We start from the raw sequence: 22,808 nt of genomic DNA, 5'->3' as shown, positions 1-22,808 counted from the left end.
GGCACGACTCGGCCCCCGCGCTCGGGGTGGGCTCTCCGGCGGCTAGGAGGCCTCATAGTCGGCCAGGTCCGCCTCGTCGCTGGCGATGACGACCAGATCACCGCCGCAGAGGACCGTCTGGCCCTCCTGGGCGAGGTGGGCCGCGACGATCCCGGCCACGGGCGACTCGAAGTCGACGTCGATCTTGTCGGTCGAGACCACGGCGAGGACGTCGCCCTCGGCGACCTTGTCACCGGGCTGGGCGATCCATTCGGTGACCGTGCCCTCTTCCATCGTGATCCCCCACTGGGGCATCGGGTAGGTCGTTGCCATGCTTGCTCCTTGCGGGTCGGTGCCGGCGCTCAGCCGACGAGCTTGCGGACAGCGTCGGCGATGCGGTCGGCGTCCGGGATGACGTGCGACTCCAGCTCCGGGGCGTAGGGCACCGGCGCGTTGCGGGCGCCGACCCGGGTGATCGGTGCGGTGAGCACGTCGTGGCACTCCTCAGCGGCCCAGGCCGCGATCTCCGCGCCGAAGCCGCCGCGGGTCACGGCCTCGTGCGCGACCAGCAGGCGACCGGTCTTGGTCAGCGAGCGGCGGAGGCCCGCGTGGTCGAAGGGGACCAGTGTCCGGGGGTCCCAGACCTCGCACGAGATGCCCTCCTCCGCGAGGGCCTCGGCGGCCGCGAGGGCGTGGTGCAGGGTCTTGAGGTAGGACACGATCGTGACGTGCTCACCTTCCCGGTGGACCCGGCCGACCCCGAAGGGGATGGGCTCGACCTGGACGACGTCGCCGGCAGGGCCGCCCCGACCGCCGTAGAGCTGCTTGTGCTCGAAGTAGATGACCGGGTCGGGGTCGCGGATCGCGCTGCGGAGCAGGCCCTTGGCGTCCTCGGGCGTGCTGGGCGCGACCACTTTGAGCCCGGGCACGTGGACGAACCACGACTCGAGGCTCTGGGAGTGCTGGGCGGCCGTCGAGCCAGCGGTGCCGGTCACCATCCGCACCACCATGGGAGCCGAGAGCCGACCGCCGGTCATGTAGTGGATCTTGGCTGCCTGGTTGACGATCATGTCCATCGCCAGCGTGACGAAGTCGCCGAACATGATCTCGGCGATCGGGCGGCCGCCGACCAGTGCGGCACCGACGGCCGCGCCGACGATCGCCTCCTCGGAGATCGGGGTGTCCCACAGGCGGTCCGGGCCGAACTGCTCCCAGAGGCCCTTGGTGACCCCGAAGACGCCGCCGGGCTCGCCGACGTCCTCGCCGATCATGAAGACCGACTCGTCCCGCTCCATCTCCTCGGCAATGGCCTGCCGAACGGCGTCGGCGTAGGTGAACCGGCTCATCGCAGCACCGCTCCTTCGTAGGTCTCGACGTACACGTCCTCCAGCGCACCGCTCGGCACCGGGTGCGGCTGCTCCTTGGCCCACGCGGTCGCCTTGTCGAGCTCCTGCTCGACCTCGGCCCGCACCTGGACCACGGCCTCCTCGGGGAGGTCCCACTCGTCCTGGATCCGCTGGGCGAACAGGTCGATCGGGTCACGCGCCATCCAGGCGGCCACCTCGTCCTTGGGCCGGTAGCGCCCCATGTCGCCCTCGAAGTGGCCGCGGTGGCGGTAGGTCTTCGCCTCCAGCAGGGTCGGGCCCTCGCCGGCGTTGGCACGCGCCACGGCGTCGGCCGCGGCGTCGCGCACGGCGAGCACGTCGTTGCCGTCGACGACCACACCGGCCATCCCGTACGACGACGCGCGCTCCGCCACGTCGGTGATCAGCTGGTGGCGGTCCTGGCGGGTGAACTCGCCGTAGAGGTTGTTCTCGCAGACGAACAGCACCGGCAGCTTCCAGAGCGCTGCGAGGTTGAGCGTCTCGTGGAAGGAGCCCTCGTTGCTCGCGCCGTCGCCGAAGAACGTCACCCCGACCGCGGTGCGGCCGGCGCGCCGCAGCTGGAGCGCGGCGCCGGCCGCCAGCGGGATGCCGCCGCCGACGATGCCGTTGGCCCCGAGGAACCCCAGGGCCGCGTCGATCATGTGGAGGGAGCCACCCTTGCCGCCGTTGTAGCCGGTGGTCCGGGCGAACAGCTCGGCGAACATCCGGGCGGGGTCCGCGCCACGGGCGATCAGGTGACCGTGCCCGCGGTGGGTGGAGGTCAGCACGGCGTCGTCACCGAGCGCGGCGCACACGCCGACCGCGACGGCCTCCTGACCGATGTAGGGGTGCAGGAACCCGGGGATGAGCCCTCCCGCGCGCAGCTTGGCCGCCCGCTCCTCGAACCGGCGGATCAAGAGCATGCGCCGCAGCAGGCCGAGGGCCTCCTCGCCGTCAGGTCGTTCCATGGAGCTCTCCTTCTCGTCACTTGTATGACATCTTACGTCCTGCCTCCAGCGCTTGTCACGCGCAGGAGTAGCCGCCATCGACCATGAGGGCGGCGCCGACGACGAACGAGGAGTCGTCCGACAGCAGGAACGCAGCAGCCGAGGCGATCTCGGCCGGCTCGGCGTAGCGCCCGATGGGGTGGCGCTCGCGGAAGTGGTCGGGCCCGGTGCGGCGCTCGTCGATCGCGCGCATCATCGGTGTCATCGTCCCGCCCGGGCACAGGCAGTTCGCACGGATGCCGCGGGCGGCGTACTCCACCGCCACCGACCTGGTCAGCTGGAGCACGGCGCCCTTGGCGGAGGCGTAGGAGGTCAGCTCCGGCGCGGCGCAGACCGCCGCCGTCGAGCCGAACGTCACGATCCGCCCGTCGCCTCGCTCCAGCATCGCGGGGACCGCGTGCTTGACGCACAGGAACGTGCCGATGACCGAGACGTCGAGGACCTTGCGGAAGGTGTCCAGCTCGAGCTCGTGGGTCGGCCCCGAGGCCTGGATGCCGGCCGCGGCCACGAGGCCGTCGATCCCGCCCATGAGCTCACCGACCTCGGCGAACGCGGCGGCGACCGAGTCCTCGTCGGTCACGTCGACCGCGCGCGCGGCGACCACGCCGTCCAGCTCCGGTGCGACGAGGTCGACCGCGACGACCTTGGCACCTTCGGTCACGAGCCGCTCGACCACGGCCGCGCCGATGCCGCCGGCGGCCCCGGTCACCACGATGCCTCTGTCCTGCAGCCCGCGCATGTCGCCTCCTCAGCGGCCCCTGGTCACCCTCGGCGACCCGGACCGGTCACAGTCAAGATGTCACACATCATGCCAGTGCTGCGGGGTCGCGTCGAGAGGGCTGGACCACCAGCACCAGGTCACCGGCCTCGACCGTGGTCGGGCCGCCCACGGCGACGCGTTCCACCGTGCCCGCGACGGGCGCGGTGATCGTGGCCTCCATCTTCATCGCCTCGATCGTCGCGACGGCCTCGCCGGCGGCGACCTCCTCCCCCTCGGCGACGCTCACCGAGACGACGCCCGGGAAGGGGGCGGGCACGTGGCCCGTCCGGGTCGGGTCGGCCTTCTCGGCCGCCGCGACGTCGGCGGCGACCGAGCGGTCCCGGACGCTGACCGGTCGCAGGTGCCCGTTGACCCGGGCCAGGACCGTGCGGAAGCCGCGCTCGTCCGGGTCGCCGATCGCCTCCAGCTCCAGGAGCACGCGCTTGCCCTCGTCGAGGTCGATCGCGTGCTCGCGATCGGCCCGCAGCCCGTAGAGGAACTCCGGTGTGGGGACGACCGACAGGTCGCCCCAACGGGCGCGGGCCTCGTCGTAGTCCCGCGTGGGGCCCGGGAACAGCAGCTCGTGCAGGGTGCGGCGCGGGTGCTTCTCGAGCGCGATCGCCTGCTCCGGAGTCATCGTGCCCACCGACGGCGACCAGGAGCGCCCGGCGGTCGCACGGGTGCGGAACGGTTCCGGCCACCCTCCGGGCGGGTCGCCGAGCTCACCGTGGAGGAAGCCGATCACCGACGCCGGGATGTCGTACGACGACGGGTCCGCCGCGAACGCGGCCGGATCAGCACCGGCGGCGACCAGGGCCAGGGCGAGGTCGCCGATCACCTTCGAGGACGGTGTGACCTTCGGGATCCTGCCGAGGATGTCGTTCGCGGCGGCGTACATGTCCTCCACCTGCTCGAACTTCTCGCCCAGGCCGAGCGCGATCGCCTGCTGGCGCAGGTTGGACAGCTGGCCACCGGGGATCTCGTGGCGGTAGACCCGGCCCGTCGGTGCGGGGAGGCCGGACTCGAACGGGGCGTAGAGCCGCCGCACCGCCTCCCAGTAGGGCTCCAGCGCGTTGACCGCGGCCAGGGACAGGCCCGTCGCACGCGGCGAGTGGTCGGTGGCCGCGACCAGCGAGGACAGCGGCGGCTGGGAGGTGGTGCCCGCCATCGGGGCGGCCGCGGCGTCGACGGCGTCGACACCGGCGGCGATCGCCGCGGTCAGGGTGGCCAGTTGCCCCCCCGGCGTGTCGTGGGTGTGCAGGTGCACCGGGAGGTCGAACCGCGCGCGCAGCGCGGTCACGAGCGTGTGCGCCGCGGGCGCGCGGAGCAGTCCCGCCATGTCCTTGATCGCGAGCACGTGCGCGCCGGCCTCGACGATCCGCTCGGCCAGCCGGAGGTAGTAGTCCAAGGTGTAGAGGTCCTCGGCGGGCGAGGACAGGTCGCCGGTGTAGCACAGTGCGACCTCGGCCACGGAGGTCCCGGTCGCGCGGACGGCCTCGATCGCGGGTCGCATCTGCTCGACGTCGTTGAGGGCGTCGAAGATCCGGAACACGTCGACCCCGGTCGCGGCCGCCTCCTCGACGAAGGCGCTGGTGACCTCGGTGGGGTAGGGCGTGTAGCCGACCGTGTTGCGCCCCCGCAGCAGCATCTGCAGGCAGAGGTTGGGCACCGCCGCCCGCAGTCGAGCCAGCCGGTCCCACGGGTCCTCGGACAGGAACCGCAGCGCGACGTCGTAGGTCGCGCCGCCCCAGCACTCCAGGGACCACAGTTCGGGGGTCGTCCGAGCCACGTGCCCGGCCACCCCGAGCAGGTCGTGGGTGCGAACCCTCGTGGCGAGCAGCGACTGGTGCGCGTCGCGGAACGTCGTGTCGGTCACCGCCACCGCGGTGCGCTCCCGCAGCTCGGTGGCGAACGCCTCCGGGCCGATCGCGCGCAGCCGCTGGCGCGACCCTGGGGGGATCGGGGCGCGGAGGTCGAGCGCGGGCAGCTTCGCGGCCGGCTCGACCGAGACCGGCACCCGGCCGTGCGGCTGGTTGACCGTCACGTCGGCCAGGTAGTCCAGCAGCTTCGTGGCGCGGTCGCCCTGGGAACGGGCGGTCAGGAGCTCGGGATGCCGCTCGATGAACGACGTCGTGACCCCGCCGGCCAGGAACTCCGGCTCGTCCAGCAGCGCAGCGACGAAGGGGATGTTGGTCGCCACACCGCGGATGCGGAACTCCGCGACTGCTCGCCGGGCGCGGCGCACCGCGTCGTCGAAGGTCCGGCCTCGGCAGGTCAGCTTGGCCAGCATCGAGTCGAAGTGCGGCGACACCTCGGCGCCGGCGTACGCCGTCCCGGCGTCCACTCGGATGCCGGCGCCGCCGGGCGAACGGTACGCCGTGATGGTGCCGGTGTCGGGTCGGAACTCGTTGGCCGGGTCCTCAGTGGTGATCCGGCACTGCAAGGCGGCGCCACGGAGCTGGACGGCCTCCTGCGAGAGGCCGAGGTCGGCCAGGGTCTCGCCGGAGGCGATGCGCAGCTGGGCCTGCACCAGGTCGACGTCGGTGACCTCCTCGGTCACGGTGTGCTCGACCTGGATCCGCGGGTTCATCTCGATGAACACGTAGGTGCCGGCGGGGTCGAGCAGGAACTCCACCGTGCCGGCGCAGGTGTAGCCGATCTCGCGGGCGAACCGCACCGCATCGGCGCACATCCGGTCCCGCAACGCTGGGTCCAGCCGCGGGGCAGGAGCTATCTCCACGACCTTCTGGTGACGCCGTTGGACCGAGCAGTCCCGCTCGTAGAGGTGGATCACGCCGTCCGGCGAGCCGGTGCCGTCGGCCAGGATCTGCACCTCGATGTGGCGCGGGTCGACGACCGCTTGCTCGACGAAGACGGTCGGGTCGCCGAAGGCGCCCTCGGCCTCGCGCATGCAAGTCCGGATCGCCTCCGCCAGCTCGGCACGGTCCTCGACCCGACGCATGCCCCGCCCGCCGCCGCCGGCGACCGCCTTGACGAACAGGGGGACCGGGATCTCCGCGGCTGCCGCGACCAGCTCCTCGACGTCGGTCGAGGGCGCGACGCTGCGCAACGTCGGCACGCCGGCCGCGCGGGCGGCGGCGATCGCCCGCGCCTTGTTGCCGGTCAGGGTGAGCACCTCGGACGAGGGACCGACGAAGGTGATCCCGGCCGCGGCGCACGCCTCGGCCAGCGCGGGGTTCTCCGAGAGGAAGCCGTAACCGGGGTAGACCGCGTCCGCCCCGCAGGCCAGCGCGGCCGCGACGATCGCATCCGAGTCGAGGTAGCTGCGCACCGGGTGGCCGCGCTGGCCGATCTCGTAGGCCTCGTCGGCCTTGAGCCGGTGCTCGGACCCGCGGTCCTCGTGGGGGAAGACGGCCACGGTGGCGGCGCCGAGCTCGTAGGCCGCGCGGAACGCACGGATCGCGATCTCGCCACGGTTGGCGACCAGCACCTTGGTGAACACGCGACACCTCCATAACAGCAGACAACAGACGTCAGACCAGTTTAGGGCTGTGGGTCGAGGTTGTCATGGGGCCGGAGGCGGCCGCTCAGCCCTCGCCGTCGGGCAGCCCGGCGAGCCACTCGCCGATGCGCCTCATGTGCTGCTCGACCGCGCCACGGGCACCGTCGGCGTCGCCGCGGACCAGCGCCTCCAGGATCGCGCGGTGGTCCGCGACCGACTGCTCCAGCTGGCCCTGCTGGGCGAACGTGGCGGTCCTGGCCTCGGTGAGCAGGCTGTTGAGCTCGTGGATCATCCGAGGCAGGAGCCGGCCCATCGAGGCGTCGGCGATCGCGAGGTGGAACTCGCGGTCGCGCGCGGCCGCCCGCGCCCGGTCAGCGGACTCGACCGCCTCCTCGAAGGCGACCGCGGCCTCCTGCACGATGGCCAGGGCGGTCGGGTCGGCGTGGCGTGCGGCCTCCTCGGCGGCGAGCGCCTCCAGCGGAGCGCGCACCTTGGCCAGCTCGATCAGCTGGTCACGGTGGAGCTCGAGGTACTTGGCGAACGAGCCGGCGTAGCGCTCGTTGATGCTCTGCTGGACGAAGGCACCGAGCCCGTGGCGAACCGTGATGAGGTTCATCGCCTCCAGGCCTGCGATCGCCTCGCGGACACTGACCCGGCTCACCCCGAAGATCTCGCACAGCTCGCGCTCGGAGGGCAGGGGCGCACCGGGGGCGTACTGCCCCGACTCGATCGCGGCCAGCAACTGCTCGCGGACCTCGTGGGTCGGGCTCACCCGCTTGACCGCCGTCAGCGGCTCCGAGGGTCCTGCGGCTCGCCTGGTCACCATCGTTCGGCCCCACTCCTCAGCTCGAGCGTCCCTTCGCCCAGCGCAGCGGGAGCACCGTCCGATGGTATGCGCAGTCGCTAGTCGTGACCCACCATGTGAGCCCGCGTGAGCGAGACCATCCCGAGCGTCGCGGCCAGCGTGATGCCGACCGGCGTCGCCACCGACGGGTCGAGGGCCAGGGCGCCGAGCCCGGTCACGGCCGCACCGGCCAGCACCTGCTGGGCGCCGCCCACCAGCGCCGACGCCGAGGCCGCGGCGTGCGGGAACGGATCGATCGCGAGCGCCACCGCATTGGCGTTGACCGGGATGACGGTGGCGATCGCCACCGCCAGGCAGGGCAGGTAGACCCAGACCGGCGCCTCGGTCAGCGCCGAGACCAGGACCGCCAGGCCGCCGAGCCACTGCACGAGCAGGGCACCGCGGAGCACCCGGCGGGGCGAGAGCACCGCCAGCATGCGCCGGTTGGCCTGGCCGCCGACCGCGATGCCGCCCGCGATGCCCGCGAACGACGCGGCGTAGACGGTCTGGCTGAGCCCGAAGCCGTCCATCAGCACGGCCGGCGAGGACGAGATGTAGGTGAACAGCGCCACGCTGCCCAGCGCCGAGACCACGGCGTAGGGCACGAAGCCGGGCAGCCGCACGATCGTGCCGAACTGGCGCAGCGCGCCCCCCACGCCGTGGTCGGTACGACGGTCCGCCGGCAGTGTCTCCGGGAGCCGCAGCACCCCCACGATGCACACGACGCCGAACCCGGTGAGGAGCACGAAGACCCACGGCCACGAGGCCACCGCGAGGACGCTCACCCCGAGCACCGGCGCCAGGATCGGGGCCACCATGAAGACGAGCATGATCGTCGACAGCGCCCGGGCCAGGTCGGGGCCCCGCCACAGGTCGCGGGTGATCGCGCGGGCCAGCACGATGCCGACCGAGCCGGCCGCCGCCTGGAGGAACCGCAGCGCCACCATCACCGGCAGCGACGGCGCCACCGCGATGAGCAGCGAGGCCACCGAGTAGACCGCGATGCCCAGCACGAGCGGCCCGCGCCGGCCGTAGCGGTCGCCCAGCGGCCCCCACACCACCTGGCCGACGCCGAGGCCGAGCAGCGCCGCGGAGAAGGTGAGCTGGACGGCGTGGCTGTCGACGTCGAAGTCGCGGGCGATGTCGGGGAACGCCGGGAGGTAGAGGTCGAGCGACATCGGCCCGAAGGCCGTGAGGGTGGCCAGCAGCGCGATGACCGCGAACCCGGGGGCAGGAGGGCGGGCCGTCACCGGCGGTCGAGCAGACCGCGGACGTAGGCCGCCTGGCCGAGGTGCTGGGTGATGTCGTTGACCACCGAGACCAGCCGCACCGCGGCCGTGACCGGCGGGTCCCATCGGTCGTCGACCACCCGGTCGAGGTCCTGCTCCTGCTCGAGCACGCGCACCGACAGCTCATGGGTCGCGGCGTGGTAGGCGAGGAGGTCGGTGGCCGAGGCCCGGAACGCACCCACCTGGTCGCTGGACTGGCCGTAGCCGATGTCCCCGACGTCGTACGGCAGCGCGAACCGGTCGGCGAAGCCCTGGGAGGTCCAGACCTGCTCGACCCCGCCGACCTGGGCGAGGTGGTCGTCCTGCACGCGGGTGAGGTGCCAGACCAACCAGCCGATCGGGTTGGCGGCGGGGTCCGGCCGCCAGCGCAGCGTCTCGTCGTCGAGGCCGTCGAGGAGTCCGGGAAGGTCCTCGTGCACGCGTCCGACGGCGTCCACCAGGAGGGAGCTGGGAGTGGTCATCTCCCCACGCTAGAGCGGCTCGGGTGAGCCGTCACCGTGGACCTCGGCGATGGTCCGCTCCACCCGCCGGTCCGGGACCAGCCACATCGCCGCCACGCCGACGAAGACGGCCACGCTGAGCCAGGTGCTGACCAGGGCCGCCAGGATGCCGATCACGTAGAGCACCGGCGAGGACCTGCCCTTGAGGTCCGCGCCCAGGGCGCGGTCGAGGTGGCCGTGGGGGTCGAGCCGCTTCAGCGTCAGCTGGAGCAGGTAGTAGGCCACGCCGGCCATCAGCAGGTTGACGCCGTAGACCATCGTCGGGTCCTGCGCGAAGTGCGTCTCGTCGGTCCAGGCGGTCGTGAACGGCAGCAGCGAGAGCCAGAACAGCAGGTGCAGGTTGGCCCACAGCACCATCCCGTCGACCTGCCGGACGAGCTGGAACAGGTGGTGGTGGTTGTTCCAGTAGATCCCGACGTAGACGAACGAGATCGCATAGGAGAGCAGGCCGTTCCACGACTCGGCCAGGTCCGCGAAGTGCGGACCCTCCGGCCGGTGCAGCTCCAGCACCATGATCGTGATGACGATGGCGAGCACGCCGTCGCTGAACGCCTCGAGCCGACTCCTGCGCACGGCCTCCCCGCCTCCCGACGCCGCACGGCGTCCCGGACGGCACCATAGGACGGGTGAGTGCCTCCCGTCCGCAGAGCCTGCCTCCGCTGCGGACCCACCAGGCGCGCGCGCTGGCGGCGCTCGACCAGGCGTGGGCCGCGGACCGGCGACGGGCCTGGGTGGTGCTGCCCCCGGGGGCCGGCAAGACCCGGGTCGGCCTGGAGACGGTCGCCCGGCTCCTCGGCGAGGGCGCCACCCGCGCGGTCGTGCTCTCGCCCAACACCGCGATCCAGGCGCAGTGGGTCGCCGCGGCCCGCGACCAGGGGCTGGTCGCGGGCGTGGACCGCGACCTGACGTTCCCCGTCACCTGCCTGACCTACCAGTCCGTCGCGGTCTTCGACGCCGACGCGGAGGTCGACGACGACCCGGGGGCCACGGTCGAGGAGGGCCTGGGCGGCGTGCTCCTGGACCGCCTCCACGCCAACGGCCGCGAGCTGGTCGAGCGTCTCGCCGAGGTCGCGTCGGACGGGCACGGCCTGGTCCTCGTGCTCGACGAGTGCCACCACCTGCTCGAGGTCTGGGGCCGCCTGCTCGGTGAGCTGCTCCACCTCGTCGGGGACGCGACCGTGCTCGGCCTGACCGCCACCCCTCCCGACGCGCTCACTCCCGACGAGGCCCGGCAGGTCGACGAGCTGTTCGGGGAGGTCGTCTTCCGGGTGGGGGTCCCCGCGGTCGTCAAGGAGGGACACCTCGCGCCGTTCGCCGAGCTGGCCTGGCTGACCACCCCGACCGCCCACGAGGAGGAGTGGCTGGCCGCCGAGGCGACGCGCTGGCGCGAGCTCACGGCGTACCTCACGGACCCGGCGTTCGGCTCCGTCCCGTTCCTGGAGTGGACCCGGGCGCGCTTCGTGACCCCGGTCCCGCAGGTGCAGACCTGGGCCGAGCTGGCCAAGGCCGAGCCGGCGCTGACCGACGCGGCGCTCCGGCTGGTGCACACCGGCCTGCTCGACCTGCCCGAGGGCGCCCGGCTGCTGGAGCAGCACCGCCGCGGCCCCGACGCCGACGACTGGGCCGACCTGGTCGACGACTGGGCGCGGCGCCACCTCCTGCGCAGCGAGGACCCGCGCGACGCCGAGGTCCTGGACGCCGTACGACGGGCGCTCCCGTCGGTGGGCTACGTCCTGACCCGCCGTGGCGTGCGCCGCGGGCGGACCCCGATCGACCGCGTGCTGGCCCGTTCCCACGCCAAGACGACGGCCGCGGTGGGGATCGTCGCCCACGAGCTGTCCGTGCTGGGCGCGCGGACCCGCATGCTGGTGCTCTGCGACCACGAGCGCGCCTCGGCGACCCTGCCGACCGGGCTCCAGGGCGTCCTCGACGTGCAGTCCGGGTCGGCCCTGGCCGCCGTGGAGGCGCTGGTCACCGACCCCACGACCGCGACGCTCTCCCCGATGCTGGTCACCGGCTCCACGGTGGCGGGCGCCCGGCCCACGCTCGAGGCGCTGGTCGACCTCGTCGCCGGCCGCGACCCCCGGTGGGCGGGCCGGCTGGAGGTCGTCGGTGACGGCCCGGTCGCGACGGTCGAGGGCCCGTGGACCCCCCGGCACTGGGTCGGCCACGTCACCGCCTTCCTCGAACAGGGCGGCACCCAGGTGCTGGTCGGCACGCGCGGGCTGCTCGGCGAGGGGTGGGACGCGCGCAGCATCACCGGCCTGGTCGACCTCACCACCGCGACCACCCTGACGGCGGTCGTCCAGACCCGCGGCCGCGCGCTGCGCACCGACCCGGCCTGGCCGGACAAGGTCGCGACCAGCTGGACGGTCGTCTGCGTCAGCGACGCCCACCCCAAGGGCGCCAACGACTGGGGCCGGCTGGTCCGCAAGCACCAGGGCTTCTTCGGGGTCGACGGGGACGGGGACGTCGTCGACGGCGTCGCGCACCTCGACGCGACGTTCTCGCCGTACGCCCCGCCGCCGGTGGCGGACTTCGCCGCGGTCAACACGCGCATGCGCGAGCGCGCCGGGAGACGCGAGGAGGTGCGGGCGCGCTGGCGCGTCGGGGAGCCGTACGCCGACCAGGTGGCGGCCACGCTGCGGGTGGTCGGCCCGCACGCGGCCCCCGTCGTGGCGGTCGGCGACGAGTCGGTCTCCCGGCCGGCGCTCGTGCCGCCGACGGTGCTGCTCGGTCCCCACGGGGTCGACGTCCGCGACCCCGACCTCGGCCCCGACGACCTCTCGGGCTGGCAGGACCCGACCGCGGCCGGGGCCGTCCTCGCCTCCGCGGTGGTCGCCGGGGGGACGCCCCTGCTCACCACCGCGACCACCCTGGTGGGCCTGGCCGGGCTCGGCGGCCTCGCCGGGGTCGCGGGCGGGGTGGCGGTCCTTCGCGATCGGCGACGACGGCGGGACCACGCCTACGCCGCCTGGGCGGTGGACCAGGCCGAGCGGGCCGGGCACACCCCGACCGCCTCCCGGTGCGCGGCGGCCGTCGCCGACGCGCTGCACGCCGCGAGCCTGACCCGGGCGGGGGCCCAGGCGGTGGTCGTCGAGGTGCACGCCGGAGGGGAGCACCGCTGCCGGCTCGACTCCTCCGAGGAGGACGCCCACCTGTTCGCCGAGACCCTCGACGACCTGCTCGCGCCGGTCGGGACCCCGCGCTACGTGGTGTCGCGGTCCACGTTCACCGGCCGCCCCCAGCTGCCGGACCGGGTGCGGTTGCGCACCCCGCGGGCAGCCGTCGCCGCCCTCGCCGCCCTCGTTCCCGACGGGGTCGTGTGGCACCAGGTCCCCGACATGCTGGGCGTCAACGCCGAGCGGGCGGCCTGCCTGCTCGCGGCCTGGCGGCACTGGGTCGGCGACGGGCAGGTGCTGTTCACCGGCAGCCCCGCCGGCGCGGGCGCCCTGGCCGCGGCCCAGGGCACGGACCCCTTCTCCGCCACCACGGTCCTGCGCCGCCACTGGCGCTGAGACTCGCGCGCCCTGAGCGTCCTGAGCGTCCTCGCGCCAGTCAGGCTCTGTGCAGGCTCGACCCCGCACCCTTCGAGGCATGACCGCTACCGCCCCTTCGCGCACCGCCCGGCAGATGCTCAGCAAGGTCCCCGAGATCACCTTGTGGTTCTGGGTGATCAAGGTGCTGTGCACCACGGTGGGCGAGAGCTTCGCCGACTACGTCAACGAGACCCTCGGCTTCGGCCTGGTCCCCACGACGGTGCTGTTCGGCGTCGCGACGGTCGTCGTCATGGCGGTCCAGTTCCGCCTCCGCAGGTACGTCCCGTCGGTCTACTGGCTGGCCGTCGTCCTCATCTCGGTCCTCGGCACGCTGCTCACCGACAACCTCACCGACGCCCACGACGTCCCGCTGTGGATCAGCTCCACGGTGTTCTCGATCCTGCTCGCCGTGGTCTTCGGCCTCTGGTACGCCCGCGAGGGCACGTTGTCGATCCACTCGATCACGACGACGCCGCGCGAGGCGTGGTACTGGCTGGTGGTCCTGGTGACCTTCGCCCTCGGCACCGCCCTGGGCGACTGGACCCTCGACCTGACCGGCTGGAGCCCGGGCGTCTCGATCCTCCTGCCGCTGGGCCTCAGCATCGCCGTGCTCCTCGCGTGGCGGGCCGGCCTGGACGCCGTCCTGTCGTTCTGGGTCGCCTACGTCCTCACCCGCCCGCTGGGCGCCAACATCGGTGACTTCCTCGCCTCCGACCGCAGCGAGGGCGGCCTGGGTCTCGGCACGATGTGGACCAGCCTGATCTTCCTCGGCACGATCCTGGCCGTCGTGCTCTACCTGACCGTCACCCGCGCCGACGAGGAGCCGCCCGAGGGCCACCACGACGACCACCGCCACGACCTGCTGCCCCACCACCCCCACGGTCAGGCCGACCCGTCCTGACCCCACCCCGGACACCCGGCCTGGCGCAGCCTCCCCCTGCTGCGTCAGGCTGGGCCCTCCCACCTCAGGAGGACCCGTGACCACCGCGCTCAGGATCGGCGTCTGCGAGGACCACGAGCCGATCCGCCGGCTGCTCGTCCGCGGCCTGCGCGGCGCGGGGCACGAGGTCGTGGTCGCCCACGACGGCGGGGAGGCCCTGCGCCAGTTCACCGACGCGACCCTCGACGCGATCGTGATGGACATCGGACTGCCCGACGCCGACGGCCGCGACGTGGTCCGCGCGCTCAAGTCGGCCGGGCAGCTCACCCCGGTGCTCTTCCTCACCGCGCTCGGCGCGACCCACGAGAAGCTCGAGGGCTTCGCGGTGGGCGCCGACGACTACGTGGTCAAGCCGTTCGAGCTGAGCGAGGTGCTCGCCCGCCTCCAGGTGCTCGGCCGCCGGGCACCGGTGGCCGACCCCGGACCCGTCGGTCTGGTGCTCGACCCCCTCACCCACGCCGTCCGCACCGAGTCGGCCGAGGTCCTGCTCACCCCCACCGAGTTCCGCATGCTGGCCGCGATCACCTCCCGCCCGGGGGAGGTCGTCCGGCGGCACTCCGTGGTCGCGGCGGCCTGGCCCGACGGCGCGATCGTCAGCGAGAACACCGTGGACAGCTTCGTGCGCCGGCTGCGCACCAAGCTCGAGGAGATCCGGTCCCCGGTCCGGATCGAGACGGTCCGCGGGGTCGGGTTCCGGTTGCGATGAGCACCCCGTGAGCACCCCGTGAGCACCCCGCAGGGGGCGGAGCCGCTGTCGTCGTACCGCCGCCGTGCGGTCGTCGCGACCGCGGCCCTGGCCACCCTCGCCGCGCTGGTGCTCCTGCTCGTGGCCCACCTCGCCTTCGAGGACACCTCCGACGCGGCCGTCGAGCGGGTGCTCCGCACCCGCGCCGAGGGCGTGGTCGCCGAGGCGCGGGGACTGTCGACCGGCAGCGTCCCGGTGGTGCGCGGCCTGCCCCCCGACGTCGTGGTGTACGACGCCGCGGCGACCGCGGTCGCCGGGGTCCCGCCGCGCGGGCTGGAGCGGCTCTACGCCCGGCTCTCGACCTCCCCCCGCGACCGGGTGGTGAGAGCCACGACGGAGCGCGGCGCCGTCAAGGTGATGGCCCGCCGCTTCGTCCTGGGCACCGGTGCGGTCGGGGTCGTCGTGGTGACCGAGCCCCTGGACCCCTACGCCGACGAGCAGCAGGAGGCGCTCCTCGTCGCCGCGGTCGCCGGCGTCGTGATCGTCGTCCTCACGACCCTGGCGGCGGCGCTGGTCAGCCGCCGCGTGCTCGCACCGGTGACCTCGATGGCGCGCACGGCCGAGGAGTGGAGCGAGCACGACCTGGACCGCCGCTTCGACCTCGGGCCGCCCCGCAACGAGATCGAGCAGCTCGGCCACACCCTCGACGGGCTGCTGGACAAGGTCGCCCGCGCGATCCTCGCCGAGCAGCGGCTGACCTCCGAGCTGGCCCACGAGCTGCGCACGCCGCTGACGACCGTGGCCGCCGCCGCCGAGCTCGTGGCGCAGCGCGACGACCTCGACGAGGACCTGCGGGCCGACGTCGAGGAGATCCGGGCGTCCTGCCGCTCGATGGCCGCCACCATCACCAGCCTCCTCGAGGTCGCGCGCGCCCTGGCCCACGGCACCGGGCGCTGCGACCTGGCCGAGACCGTCGCCGAGGTCGTGCGCGGGCTCGGGGGGCAGGACCGCACCACGGTCCGCGTGCCGGCCACCGGGGTGGCCGCTCCGGCCGACCTCGCCGCCCGCGCCCTGGCACCGGTGGTCGACAACGCCCTGCGGCTGGCCGACCACGTCTCGGTCACCGCCGAGGTCGAGGACGGGCGCGTGCGGGTCCTGGTGAGCGACGACGGGCCGGGGGTCGGCGACCAGGAGGTCTTCACCACCCGCGGCCTCGGCCTCCCGCTCGCGCGGCGGGTCGCGCGCAGCCTCGGCGGCGACGTGCGCCTGCGACCGGGCGGCGGCCCCGGCGCCACCTTCGAGGTCGTCCTGCCGACCGCCCACTGACGCGGACCCGCACCGGTCAGGTCGCTGGCAGGTCAGGTGCCGACGATGAGGAGGCATGCGGCGTCCGCGCGTGACCGGCCCGACCCAGGTGGTCGTGCTGGCGGCCGCGCTGGCAGCGGCGGTCCGGCTCCTGCTCCTGGCGGCGCCGCTCAGCCCCGACGAGGCCGGCTTCCTGCTGATCGCCCGGCAGTGGTCGCCGGGACGCAGCCTGTACGGCGACTACTGGGTCGACCGGCCGCCGGGGCTCCTGGCGCTGTTCGCCCTCGCACACGGCGCGACCGGCCTCCGCCTGCTCGGTGTCCTGGCCGCCGTCGTGTCCGTGCTGCTCGCCGCCCGGCTCGCCCGCACGGTCGCACCCGACCGTCGCTGGGCCCCGGCGACCACCGCCGGCCTCGTCGCCGCTCTCGTCTCCAGCCGCCTGCTCGACGTGACGATGGTCGACGGCGAGGTCCTCGCGCTGCCGTTCCTCCTCGCCGGCCTGGTCGCCGCCCTGCGCGCCACCCTGGCGCCACGGGGCCACCTCGGCTGGGCGCTCGCCGCGGGGGCGGCCGGCGCCGCCGCCCTCTCGGTCAAGCAGAACCTCGCCGACGTCGTCGTGGCCGTCGCGTGCCTGGCCGTCGTGCTCGCCGTACGACGACGTCCGCGCGCGGCCCTGCTGCTCGCCGGCGGGGCGGTCGTGGGAGCCGCCCTGACCGGTGCCGTGGTGCTGGGTCTGGCCTGGACCCGGGGCACGTCGCCGCCGGCGCTGTGGGACGCCGTGGTGCTGTTCCGGCTCCGCGCCGCGGACGTGCTCTCGGCCCCGACCCACGCCGCGGCCACCCGGGCCCGCGACCTCGGGCTCGCGCTGGTCCTGACCGGGGCCCCGCTGGTGCTGCTGCGGCTGCCCGAGCTGCTGCACCGCCCCGGCGCGAGGCGCGGACCCGTGACCGCGTCCGACCCCCTGCTCGGCTGGGTCGCGGCGGTGCTGGTCGCGTGGGAGCTGGTCTCGGTCACCGCGGGCGGCTCGTTCTGGCTGCACTACCTGGTCGGGCTCGTGCCGGGGCTCGCCCTCGTCCTGGCCCTCACCACGGGCCACCGCAGCGGCCACCTGCCGGCGCTGCCGACCTGGACCGTCCTGGGGGCGACGGTCACCTCCGCCGTGGTCGGCCTCGGCGTGGTCCTCGTGCACCCCCCGTCGCGACCGGCCGCGGAGGTCGCCGTCACCCGCTACCTCCGCGACCACGCCCACCTGGGTCGCACCGCGGTGGTCACGTTCGGGCACCCGTCGATCCTCGAGGCCGCCGGGATGCGCAGCCCCTACCCGCTGATCTGGAGCCTGCCGATGCGGGTGGAGGACCCCCGGCTGCGGCAGCTCGCGCCGCTGATCCGTCACCGGCGTGCGCAGTGGGTGCTGGTCGACCCCCGCGCCCTGACCGCCTGGGGCCTGGACGGCACCCGCGCGGAGCGGCTCCTCGCGCGCAACTACCGCCCGGCCTTCCGGTCCGGCGACCTGGTGGTCTGGAGGGCCGTCCGGCCGGGCCACGCCTGGCACCCGCCGACCGTGTAGAACCGTGGGAGAGGTGGGGATGCTCACACCGGGGGCGCGAGAGAGGGAAGGAGCCAGGTGTCGTCCAGAAGAACGTCACCCGCTGTTGGCATGAGTGCCGGGTCAATTGAGCACGTTGGGGGTGTGCGCAGAGAGACGACCTGGGAGGGCTCGGGAGGCCCCGAGCCGACGACCGGTGACGCGGGTGTCACGGGAACCACCCCACCTGCCCGGCCTGCCCGGCCGCGGGCCGAGGCTCCTCCCCGCTGGCAGCGCCGCGGCGCCCTCGCGGTCCTGTTGACCGCCCTCGCCGGCGTCACCTGCGTCCGCCTCGCGCTGATCCACGCCCCGCTGAGCCCCGACGAGGCCGGCTTCCTCCGCATGGGGGCCCAGTGGTCCCACGGCAGCAGCCTCTACGGCGACTACTGGGTCTCGCGGCCGCCCGGGATCACCGCGATCTACAGCCTCGCCGCCCACCTCGGCGGCAGCATCACGTTGCGGGTCATCGGCCTGCTCGCCGCCGTCGCCTCGGTCCTGCTCGCCGTGGCCGTGGCCCGCACCCTCACGCGTGGCCGCACCTGGCCGGCGGTCTGGGCCGGGGTGCTCACGGCCGCGCTGCTCTCCACCCCCAACCTCGACGTCAACGTGGTCGACGGCGAGATCCTCGCCCTCCCGTTCCTCATGGCCGGCATCCTCGGCGCCCTCCGCGCCACCGTCGGTGACCCGTCCCGCCGGGCCCGGCTGTGGTGGGCGGTCTGCGCCGGCGCCTCGGGGGCGGCGGCCCTCTCGATCAAGCAGAACCTCCTCGACGTCGGCGTCCTGCTGGGCGGCCTGGTGCTCGTGCTCGCCGCACGACGGGCCTGGCGGCCGGTGGGCGACGTCGTCCTCGGCGCCCTGGCCGGCGCGGTCGCGCTCGTCGTCCCGCTCCTGCTCCTGGCGATCCAGCGCGGCACGAGCCTGGGCGGTCTGTGGGACGCGGTCGTGATGTACCGCTTCCGCGCCGCCGAGGTCCTCGGTCGTCCCAGCCACGCCAAGTCCGAGCGCTGGGGCGAGATGGTCGGCGCGTTCACCTCCAGCGGGGCCCCGTGGGTCCTGCTGCTCCTCCCCACCCTCCTGGTCCCGCGCCGGGCCTGGCGCGCCCTGGCACGCCGCGTCCGTCGTACGCCGGAGCGCGCGGCGGCGCGACCGGCCGCCACCCGCGGGAGCATCCGTCCCGACGACCCGGCCCTGGCGTGGGTGGCGACCGCACTGGTGCTGTTCGAGGCCTTCTCGGTCAAGGGGGGCGGTGGCTTCTGGCTGCACTACCTGGTCGGGACCGTGCCCGGGCTGACGCTCGTGCTCGCCCTCTCGCTGGGACGGCTCCACCCCCGGGCGGGCTGGTGGCGCTGGGCGCCGCGCCTGGCGATCGTCGGCGGCGTGGTCGCCGCCACGTGCGTGGTGACCGTGCCCTTCCTCCAGGACCCGCCGCAGGGCTCGGCGGACGAGAAGGCGGTGGCGACCTACCTCCGCGAGCACGCCCACCTCGGCCGCACCGCCGTCGTCGCGTTCGGGCGCCCGACCATCCTCGAGGCCGCCGACATGAACAGCCCCTACCCCCAGCTGTGGAGCGTCCCGGTCCTCACCGACGACCCCGACCTCACCAAGCTCACCCCCGTCCTCGCCCAGCAGCGGGCGACCTGGGTGGTCACGCGCACCGACAAGCTGCAGGACTGGGGCATGGACGACACCCACGCGATGAAGGTCCTGGCCCGCAACTACCAGCGGGTGCGGCAGGAGGGCGACCTCGAGGTGTGGCGCGCCCGGTCCGCGGACCCGGCGATGGTCAGCGCGCGGGCGCGACCGATGGGACGCCCACTGCCCTAGGACCCGGTCGGGTCCCGGGCAGCCGGAGCACGAACTCCGACCCCTGCGGCTCGGCCTCCCGGTGGAGCAGCTCCCCACCGTTGGCGTGCGCGAGCTCGCGGCTGATGAAGAGCCCGAGACCGGTGCCGATCACCTGCTCGGCGGTGGCGGTGTCCCGGGTGTAGCGGTTGAACAGGTGCTGACGGAACTCCTCGGGCACCCCCGACCCGTGGTCCACGACGGCCACCTCCACCCAGCCGTCCTCGACGGTCGAGGCCCGCACGGCGACGACCCCGCCGCCGTACTTCTCGGCGTTGCTGAGCAGGTTGCCGACGATCTGGTCCAGGTGTGACGGCTGGACCATGGCCGTCAGGTCCGGTGGGCAGTCGACGGCCGGCAGGTCGGCGCGGCGCAGGCCCGCGAGCACGTGGGTCAGCCGCAGCGACAGCACGCACGGCTCGGGCACGGCGGTCAGGGCGCCGCGCTCGCTGGTGACCAGGCTGAGGATGTCGGCGAGGACGGTCCGCATCTGCTCGGCGTTGCGCCCGATCACGTCGAAGGAACGCTGCGACTCGGTCTCGCGGCGTCGCGCGGCCGAGAGGGCACCGAACTCCGCGAAGCCGACGATGGAGGTGAGCGGGTTGCCCAGCTCGTGTCCGAGCATGCCGAGCAGGTCGACCTTGAACTGGTTGGCCTCCTCGAGGTCCTCGTTGAGCTCGCCGAGCGCGCGGTTCTTCGCCGCCAGCATCTCGGCGGCGGCGGCGCGCTCGCGCAGGGGCACGAGCAGGACGGCGTGCTGGATCATCACGTAGATCGGGACGAAGAAGAGGCTGAACCACGACCCACCCGTCCAGACCGCGCTGAGCAGGCCGCCGACGAGCAGGACGCCGCCCTCGGCGAGGTAGAAGCTCGGGCTGAGCAGGGTGGCGCGCAGCCACACCTCGTCCTCGCGGTGGTTGAAGAGCGCGCTGCCCCAGAACAGCGACCCCTCCAGGGCCAGGAACACCACCCCGGCCAGGAGCATGACGGCGAGGCCTCGACCGCCCTGGCCGTCCATCCAGTTGACCCGGTCGCCGAGCAGCAGGTGACGCACCCAGGCGACGGCGTAGCCGCACAGCACGAGGTACGCCGCCGAGCCGATCCACTTCCACAGCGGCACCCGGATGCCCCGCCACCGGGCGTGGGCGTAGGAGAGCGGCACGACGACCAGCAGCCACGGGGTGGCGAGGAGGAGCCCGCTGGCGAACGCCCAGGCCGACAGCGCCTTGTGGGGCTGGTGCGTGGTCGCGATCCCGCCCGAGAGGTGCCGGCTGATCTCGACGTTGAGCACGGAGATCGCGACGAGCGTGAGGACGGTCGCCCACTCCGGGGCGGTGACCTCCAGGCCGAGCGGGACCGCCCAGGGCAGGACGAGCGCGGAGACGATGACCAGGGAGTAGTAGACGCGCATGCGCACCGGGCTGGCCCAGAACTCGGCCCAGGACTCCCGGACGGAGGTGAACCTCCTCGCCCCGGTCGAGGGGTCGCCGGAGGACTCGGACGGCACGGGGTGACTCTGCCCCAGCCCGGGGGGCCCGGCAACCGGAACCCCCGAAAGAGGACCCTTCGTCCGACCTGACGGTGCCCGTCCGACCGACCTACGCTGGGTCATGGCCACCTCCCGCCCTCGCGGTCTGCTCCTGGTCGCGCTCGCCCTCCTCTGCGCCGCGACCCTGGTCCGCGCCGCCCCCACGAGCGCCGCCGCGACCGGGTGGTGGAGGCCGACGTCCGCGCACCCCTCCAGGCTGCACTGGGTCCTGGCCGACCGGCTCGACCTGCACGACCCGGTCCAGATGGGGCTGCGGACCTTCGGCGGGGCGCGCCTGCCCGCACCCGACGTCTACGACATCGACCTGGAGTACAACTCCGCGGCGACGGTGAGGGCGCTGCACGCCCGCGGCAAGAAGGTGATCTGCTACATCGACGTCGGCGTCTACGAGACCTACCGCCAGGACGCCGCGAAGTTCCGGGCGATCAAGCCCCGCATCTGGGGCAGGGCCGACTCGGGCTGGAACGACTCCTACTGGCTCGACATCCGACGGGTCCGCGCGCTGGCGCCGATCATGAAGGCACGCATGCAGCGCTGCAAGGACAAGGGTTTCGACGCCGTCGAGCCCGACGAGATGACCGGGTGGAGCAACCGGTCCGGGTTCCCGCTCACCTACGCCGACCAGATCCGCTACAACAAGGCGGTCGCGCGCTGGGCCCACGAGCTCGGGCTGAGCGTCGGCATGAAGGGCGACCTGGAGCAGGCCCACGACCTCGCGCCGTACTTCGACTGGAACCTCACCGAGGAGTGCTACCAGTACCGCGAGTGCACGCGGGTGTGGAACGAGGGGCCGGGGGCCGACGGTCGGGTGCACGCCGGGCTGCAGAGCTTCACCAGGCTGCACAAGGCGGTGTGGGTCGCGGAGTACCACCGCTTCTCCAGCAGTCGCTGGCGCAGCATCTGCGCGGACTCCCGGACCCACCACGTCAACACCGCGCGCTACCGCCTCGGCCTGCCCACCGGCGGTGGCCGGCTGCCGTGCCGGACCACCTCGCCGCGCCGGTGGTGAGGGCGCGCGCTCCCGGCGCGCGGACTAGTCCTCTAGACAGATGCTTGGGTGCTGCACCCATTTGTCCCGTTTTACTCTTCTTCATCCGTTTCCTCCCTAGTGTTCCCGTGTTCGGGGGACCCGCACACGACAGAGCCTGGGAGGGACTCCATGTCGTTCACCCACCACCTGCACCGCCACGCCCCACGGCTGGTGCGCCGACTCCGCTCGGGAGCGCTCGCCGCTCTCGCGCTCACCAGCGCCGCCGGCCTCACGGCCGTCGGCCTCTCCAGCCCGGCCGGCGCCGCCACCGGAGTCTGGTCACCGACCGCCGACAGGCCCCTGGCCTTCCAGTGGGTCCTGGAGGACACGCTCGACCTCGACGACCCCGTGCAGATGGGGTTGCAGGACCCCACCGGCAAGCCGCTGCCGGCACCCGACGTCTACGACATCGACCTGGAGTACAACTCCGCGGCGACGGTCAGCGCCCTGCACGCGATGGGCAAGAAGGTGATCTGCTACATCGACGTCGGCGTCTACGAGACCTACCGCGACGACGCCGCGAAGTTCCAGGCCATCACCCCCCGCATCTGGGGCAACGCCGACTCGGGCTGGAACGACTCCTACTGGCTCGACATCCGTCGCGTCGACGAGCTGGCGCCGATCATGAAGGCACGCATGCAGCGCTGCAAGGACAAGGGCTTCGACGCCGTGGAGCCCGACGAGATGACCGGGTGGAGCAACCGGTCCGGGTTCCCGCTCACCTACGCCGACCAGATCCGCTACAACATCGCCGTCGCGTCCTGGGCCCACGAGCTCGGGCTGAGCGTCGGCATGAAGGGCGACCTGGAGCAGGCCCACGACCTCGCGCCGTACTTCGACTGGAACCTCACCGAGGAGTGCTACCAGTACCGCGAGTGCACGAGCGTCTACAACCCCGCCGACGGCAAGACCTATCCCGGCCTCCAGAGCTTCACCAAGCTCAACAAGGCGGTCTGGGTCGCGGAGTACAAGCCGATGCTCAAGCGGTGGAGCACGATCTGCAGCGACTCCAGGAACCGGCACTTCAACACCGCGAGGTTCCAGCTGGGCCTGCCCAACAACGGTGGGCGCGTCCCGTGCGCGACCACCTCGCCCACCGTCTGGTGAGCTGAGGGAAGGGGAGCACC

General features: G+C 73.6%; 18 protein-coding genes. 8 read left to right on the top strand and 10 right to left on the bottom strand.

The window, feature by feature from the left end; all coding sequences use genetic code 11:
- Window positions 1–42 precede the first annotated feature (42 nt).
- The 9 genes from J2S63_RS09875 to J2S63_RS09835 all read right to left on the bottom strand — a co-directional run bounded on the left by J2S63_RS09875 (window position 43) and on the right by J2S63_RS09835 (window position 9,779).
- Window positions 43–312, bottom strand: a complete 270-nt coding sequence (locus J2S63_RS09875) for a DUF2118 domain-containing protein (RefSeq protein ID WP_310301729.1) — start codon at window positions 310–312, stop codon at window positions 43–45.
- Window positions 313–341: 29 nt separating this feature from the next.
- A complete protein-coding gene (locus tag J2S63_RS09870; RefSeq protein ID WP_310301728.1) occupies window positions 342–1,325 on the bottom strand; it encodes an alpha-ketoacid dehydrogenase subunit beta in 984 nt (327 codons plus the stop codon).
- On the bottom strand, window positions 1,322–2,311 hold the full coding sequence (locus J2S63_RS09865) for a thiamine pyrophosphate-dependent dehydrogenase E1 component subunit alpha (RefSeq protein WP_310301727.1): 990 nt from the start codon (window positions 2,309–2,311) through the stop codon (window positions 1,322–1,324). The genes J2S63_RS09870 and J2S63_RS09865 overlap by 4 nt, the downstream gene beginning before the upstream one ends.
- A 55-nt stretch (window positions 2,312–2,366) precedes the next feature.
- Window positions 2,367–3,089, bottom strand: a complete 723-nt coding sequence (locus J2S63_RS09860; protein ID WP_310301726.1) for an SDR family NAD(P)-dependent oxidoreductase — start codon at window positions 3,087–3,089, stop codon at window positions 2,367–2,369.
- Window positions 3,090–3,156: 67 nt separating this feature from the next.
- Entirely contained in the window at window positions 3,157–6,573 is a 3,417-nt protein-coding gene (locus J2S63_RS09855; RefSeq protein WP_310301725.1) for a pyruvate carboxylase, read from the bottom strand.
- An 85-nt stretch (window positions 6,574–6,658) separates the two neighbouring features.
- A complete protein-coding gene (locus J2S63_RS09850; protein ID WP_310301724.1) occupies window positions 6,659–7,399 on the bottom strand; it encodes a FadR/GntR family transcriptional regulator in 741 nt (246 codons plus the stop codon).
- A gap of 77 nt (window positions 7,400–7,476) precedes the next feature.
- A complete protein-coding gene (locus J2S63_RS09845; protein WP_310301723.1) occupies window positions 7,477–8,667 on the bottom strand; it encodes a multidrug effflux MFS transporter in 1,191 nt (396 codons plus the stop codon).
- The gene (locus J2S63_RS09840; protein WP_310301722.1) at window positions 8,664–9,167 is read right to left on the bottom strand and encodes a mycothiol transferase; all 504 of its coding nucleotides are present in this window, start codon (window positions 9,165–9,167) and stop codon (window positions 8,664–8,666) included. Before J2S63_RS09840 ends, J2S63_RS09845 begins: the two co-directional genes overlap by 4 nt.
- Window positions 9,168–9,176: 9 nt before the next feature.
- A complete protein-coding gene (locus J2S63_RS09835) occupies window positions 9,177–9,779 on the bottom strand; it encodes a TMEM175 family protein (RefSeq protein ID WP_310301721.1) in 603 nt (200 codons plus the stop codon).
- Window positions 9,780–9,832: 53 nt separating this feature from the next.
- Between J2S63_RS09835 and J2S63_RS09830 the strand changes: the two genes are divergently transcribed.
- From J2S63_RS09830 to J2S63_RS09805, 6 genes are all read left to right on the top strand, one after another.
- Window positions 9,833–12,724 carry a DEAD/DEAH box helicase family protein gene (locus J2S63_RS09830; protein WP_310301720.1) on the top strand — a complete coding sequence of 964 codons (2,892 nt, stop codon included), beginning with the start codon at window positions 9,833–9,835 and terminating at the stop codon, window positions 12,722–12,724.
- A gap of 79 nt (window positions 12,725–12,803) precedes the next feature.
- A complete protein-coding gene (locus J2S63_RS09825) occupies window positions 12,804–13,646 on the top strand; it encodes a COG4705 family protein (RefSeq protein ID WP_310301719.1) in 843 nt (280 codons plus the stop codon).
- Between the two features lie 76 nt (window positions 13,647–13,722).
- The gene (locus J2S63_RS09820) at window positions 13,723–14,391 is read left to right on the top strand and encodes a response regulator transcription factor (protein WP_310301718.1); all 669 of its coding nucleotides are present in this window, start codon (window positions 13,723–13,725) and stop codon (window positions 14,389–14,391) included.
- 18 nt (window positions 14,392–14,409) lie between these two features.
- A complete protein-coding gene (locus J2S63_RS09815) occupies window positions 14,410–15,696 on the top strand; it encodes a sensor histidine kinase (RefSeq protein ID WP_310301717.1) in 1,287 nt (428 codons plus the stop codon).
- A 55-nt stretch (window positions 15,697–15,751) separates the two neighbouring features.
- Window positions 15,752–17,242 carry an amino acid adenylation domain-containing protein gene (locus tag J2S63_RS09810; RefSeq protein WP_310301716.1) on the top strand — a complete coding sequence of 497 codons (1,491 nt, stop codon included), beginning with the start codon at window positions 15,752–15,754 and terminating at the stop codon, window positions 17,240–17,242.
- Window positions 17,243–17,518: 276 nt separating this feature from the next.
- Entirely contained in the window at window positions 17,519–19,084 is a 1,566-nt protein-coding gene (locus J2S63_RS09805) for a hypothetical protein (protein WP_310301715.1), read from the top strand.
- On the opposite strand, the gene J2S63_RS09800 is transcribed toward J2S63_RS09805, so the two are convergent.
- On the bottom strand, window positions 19,044–20,609 hold the full coding sequence (locus J2S63_RS09800) for a sensor histidine kinase (RefSeq protein WP_310301714.1): 1,566 nt from the start codon (window positions 20,607–20,609) through the stop codon (window positions 19,044–19,046). The genes J2S63_RS09805 and J2S63_RS09800 overlap by 41 nt on opposite strands.
- Window positions 20,610–20,712: 103 nt before the next feature.
- Here J2S63_RS09800 and J2S63_RS09795 point away from each other — a divergent pair, with 103 nt between their 5' ends.
- Together J2S63_RS09795 and J2S63_RS09790 are read left to right on the top strand one after the other, a co-directional pair.
- Window positions 20,713–21,660 (top strand): endo alpha-1,4 polygalactosaminidase, encoded by a 948-nt coding sequence (locus J2S63_RS09795; protein WP_310301713.1) that lies wholly within the window; start codon window positions 20,713–20,715, stop codon window positions 21,658–21,660.
- A 150-nt stretch (window positions 21,661–21,810) separates the two neighbouring features.
- Window positions 21,811–22,788 (top strand): endo alpha-1,4 polygalactosaminidase, encoded by a 978-nt coding sequence (locus J2S63_RS09790; protein ID WP_310301712.1) that lies wholly within the window; start codon window positions 21,811–21,813, stop codon window positions 22,786–22,788.
- The last annotated feature ends 20 nt before the right edge of the window (window positions 22,789–22,808 follow it).

This window comes from Nocardioides marmoribigeumensis (genome assembly GCF_031458325.1).
In the GTDB taxonomy this organism is placed as follows: Bacteria; Actinomycetota; Actinomycetes; order Propionibacteriales; family Nocardioidaceae; genus Marmoricola_A; species Marmoricola_A marmoribigeumensis.
The sequence above is the reverse complement of the archived record's forward strand: the minus strand, read 5'-3'. Positions and strand labels throughout refer to the sequence as shown.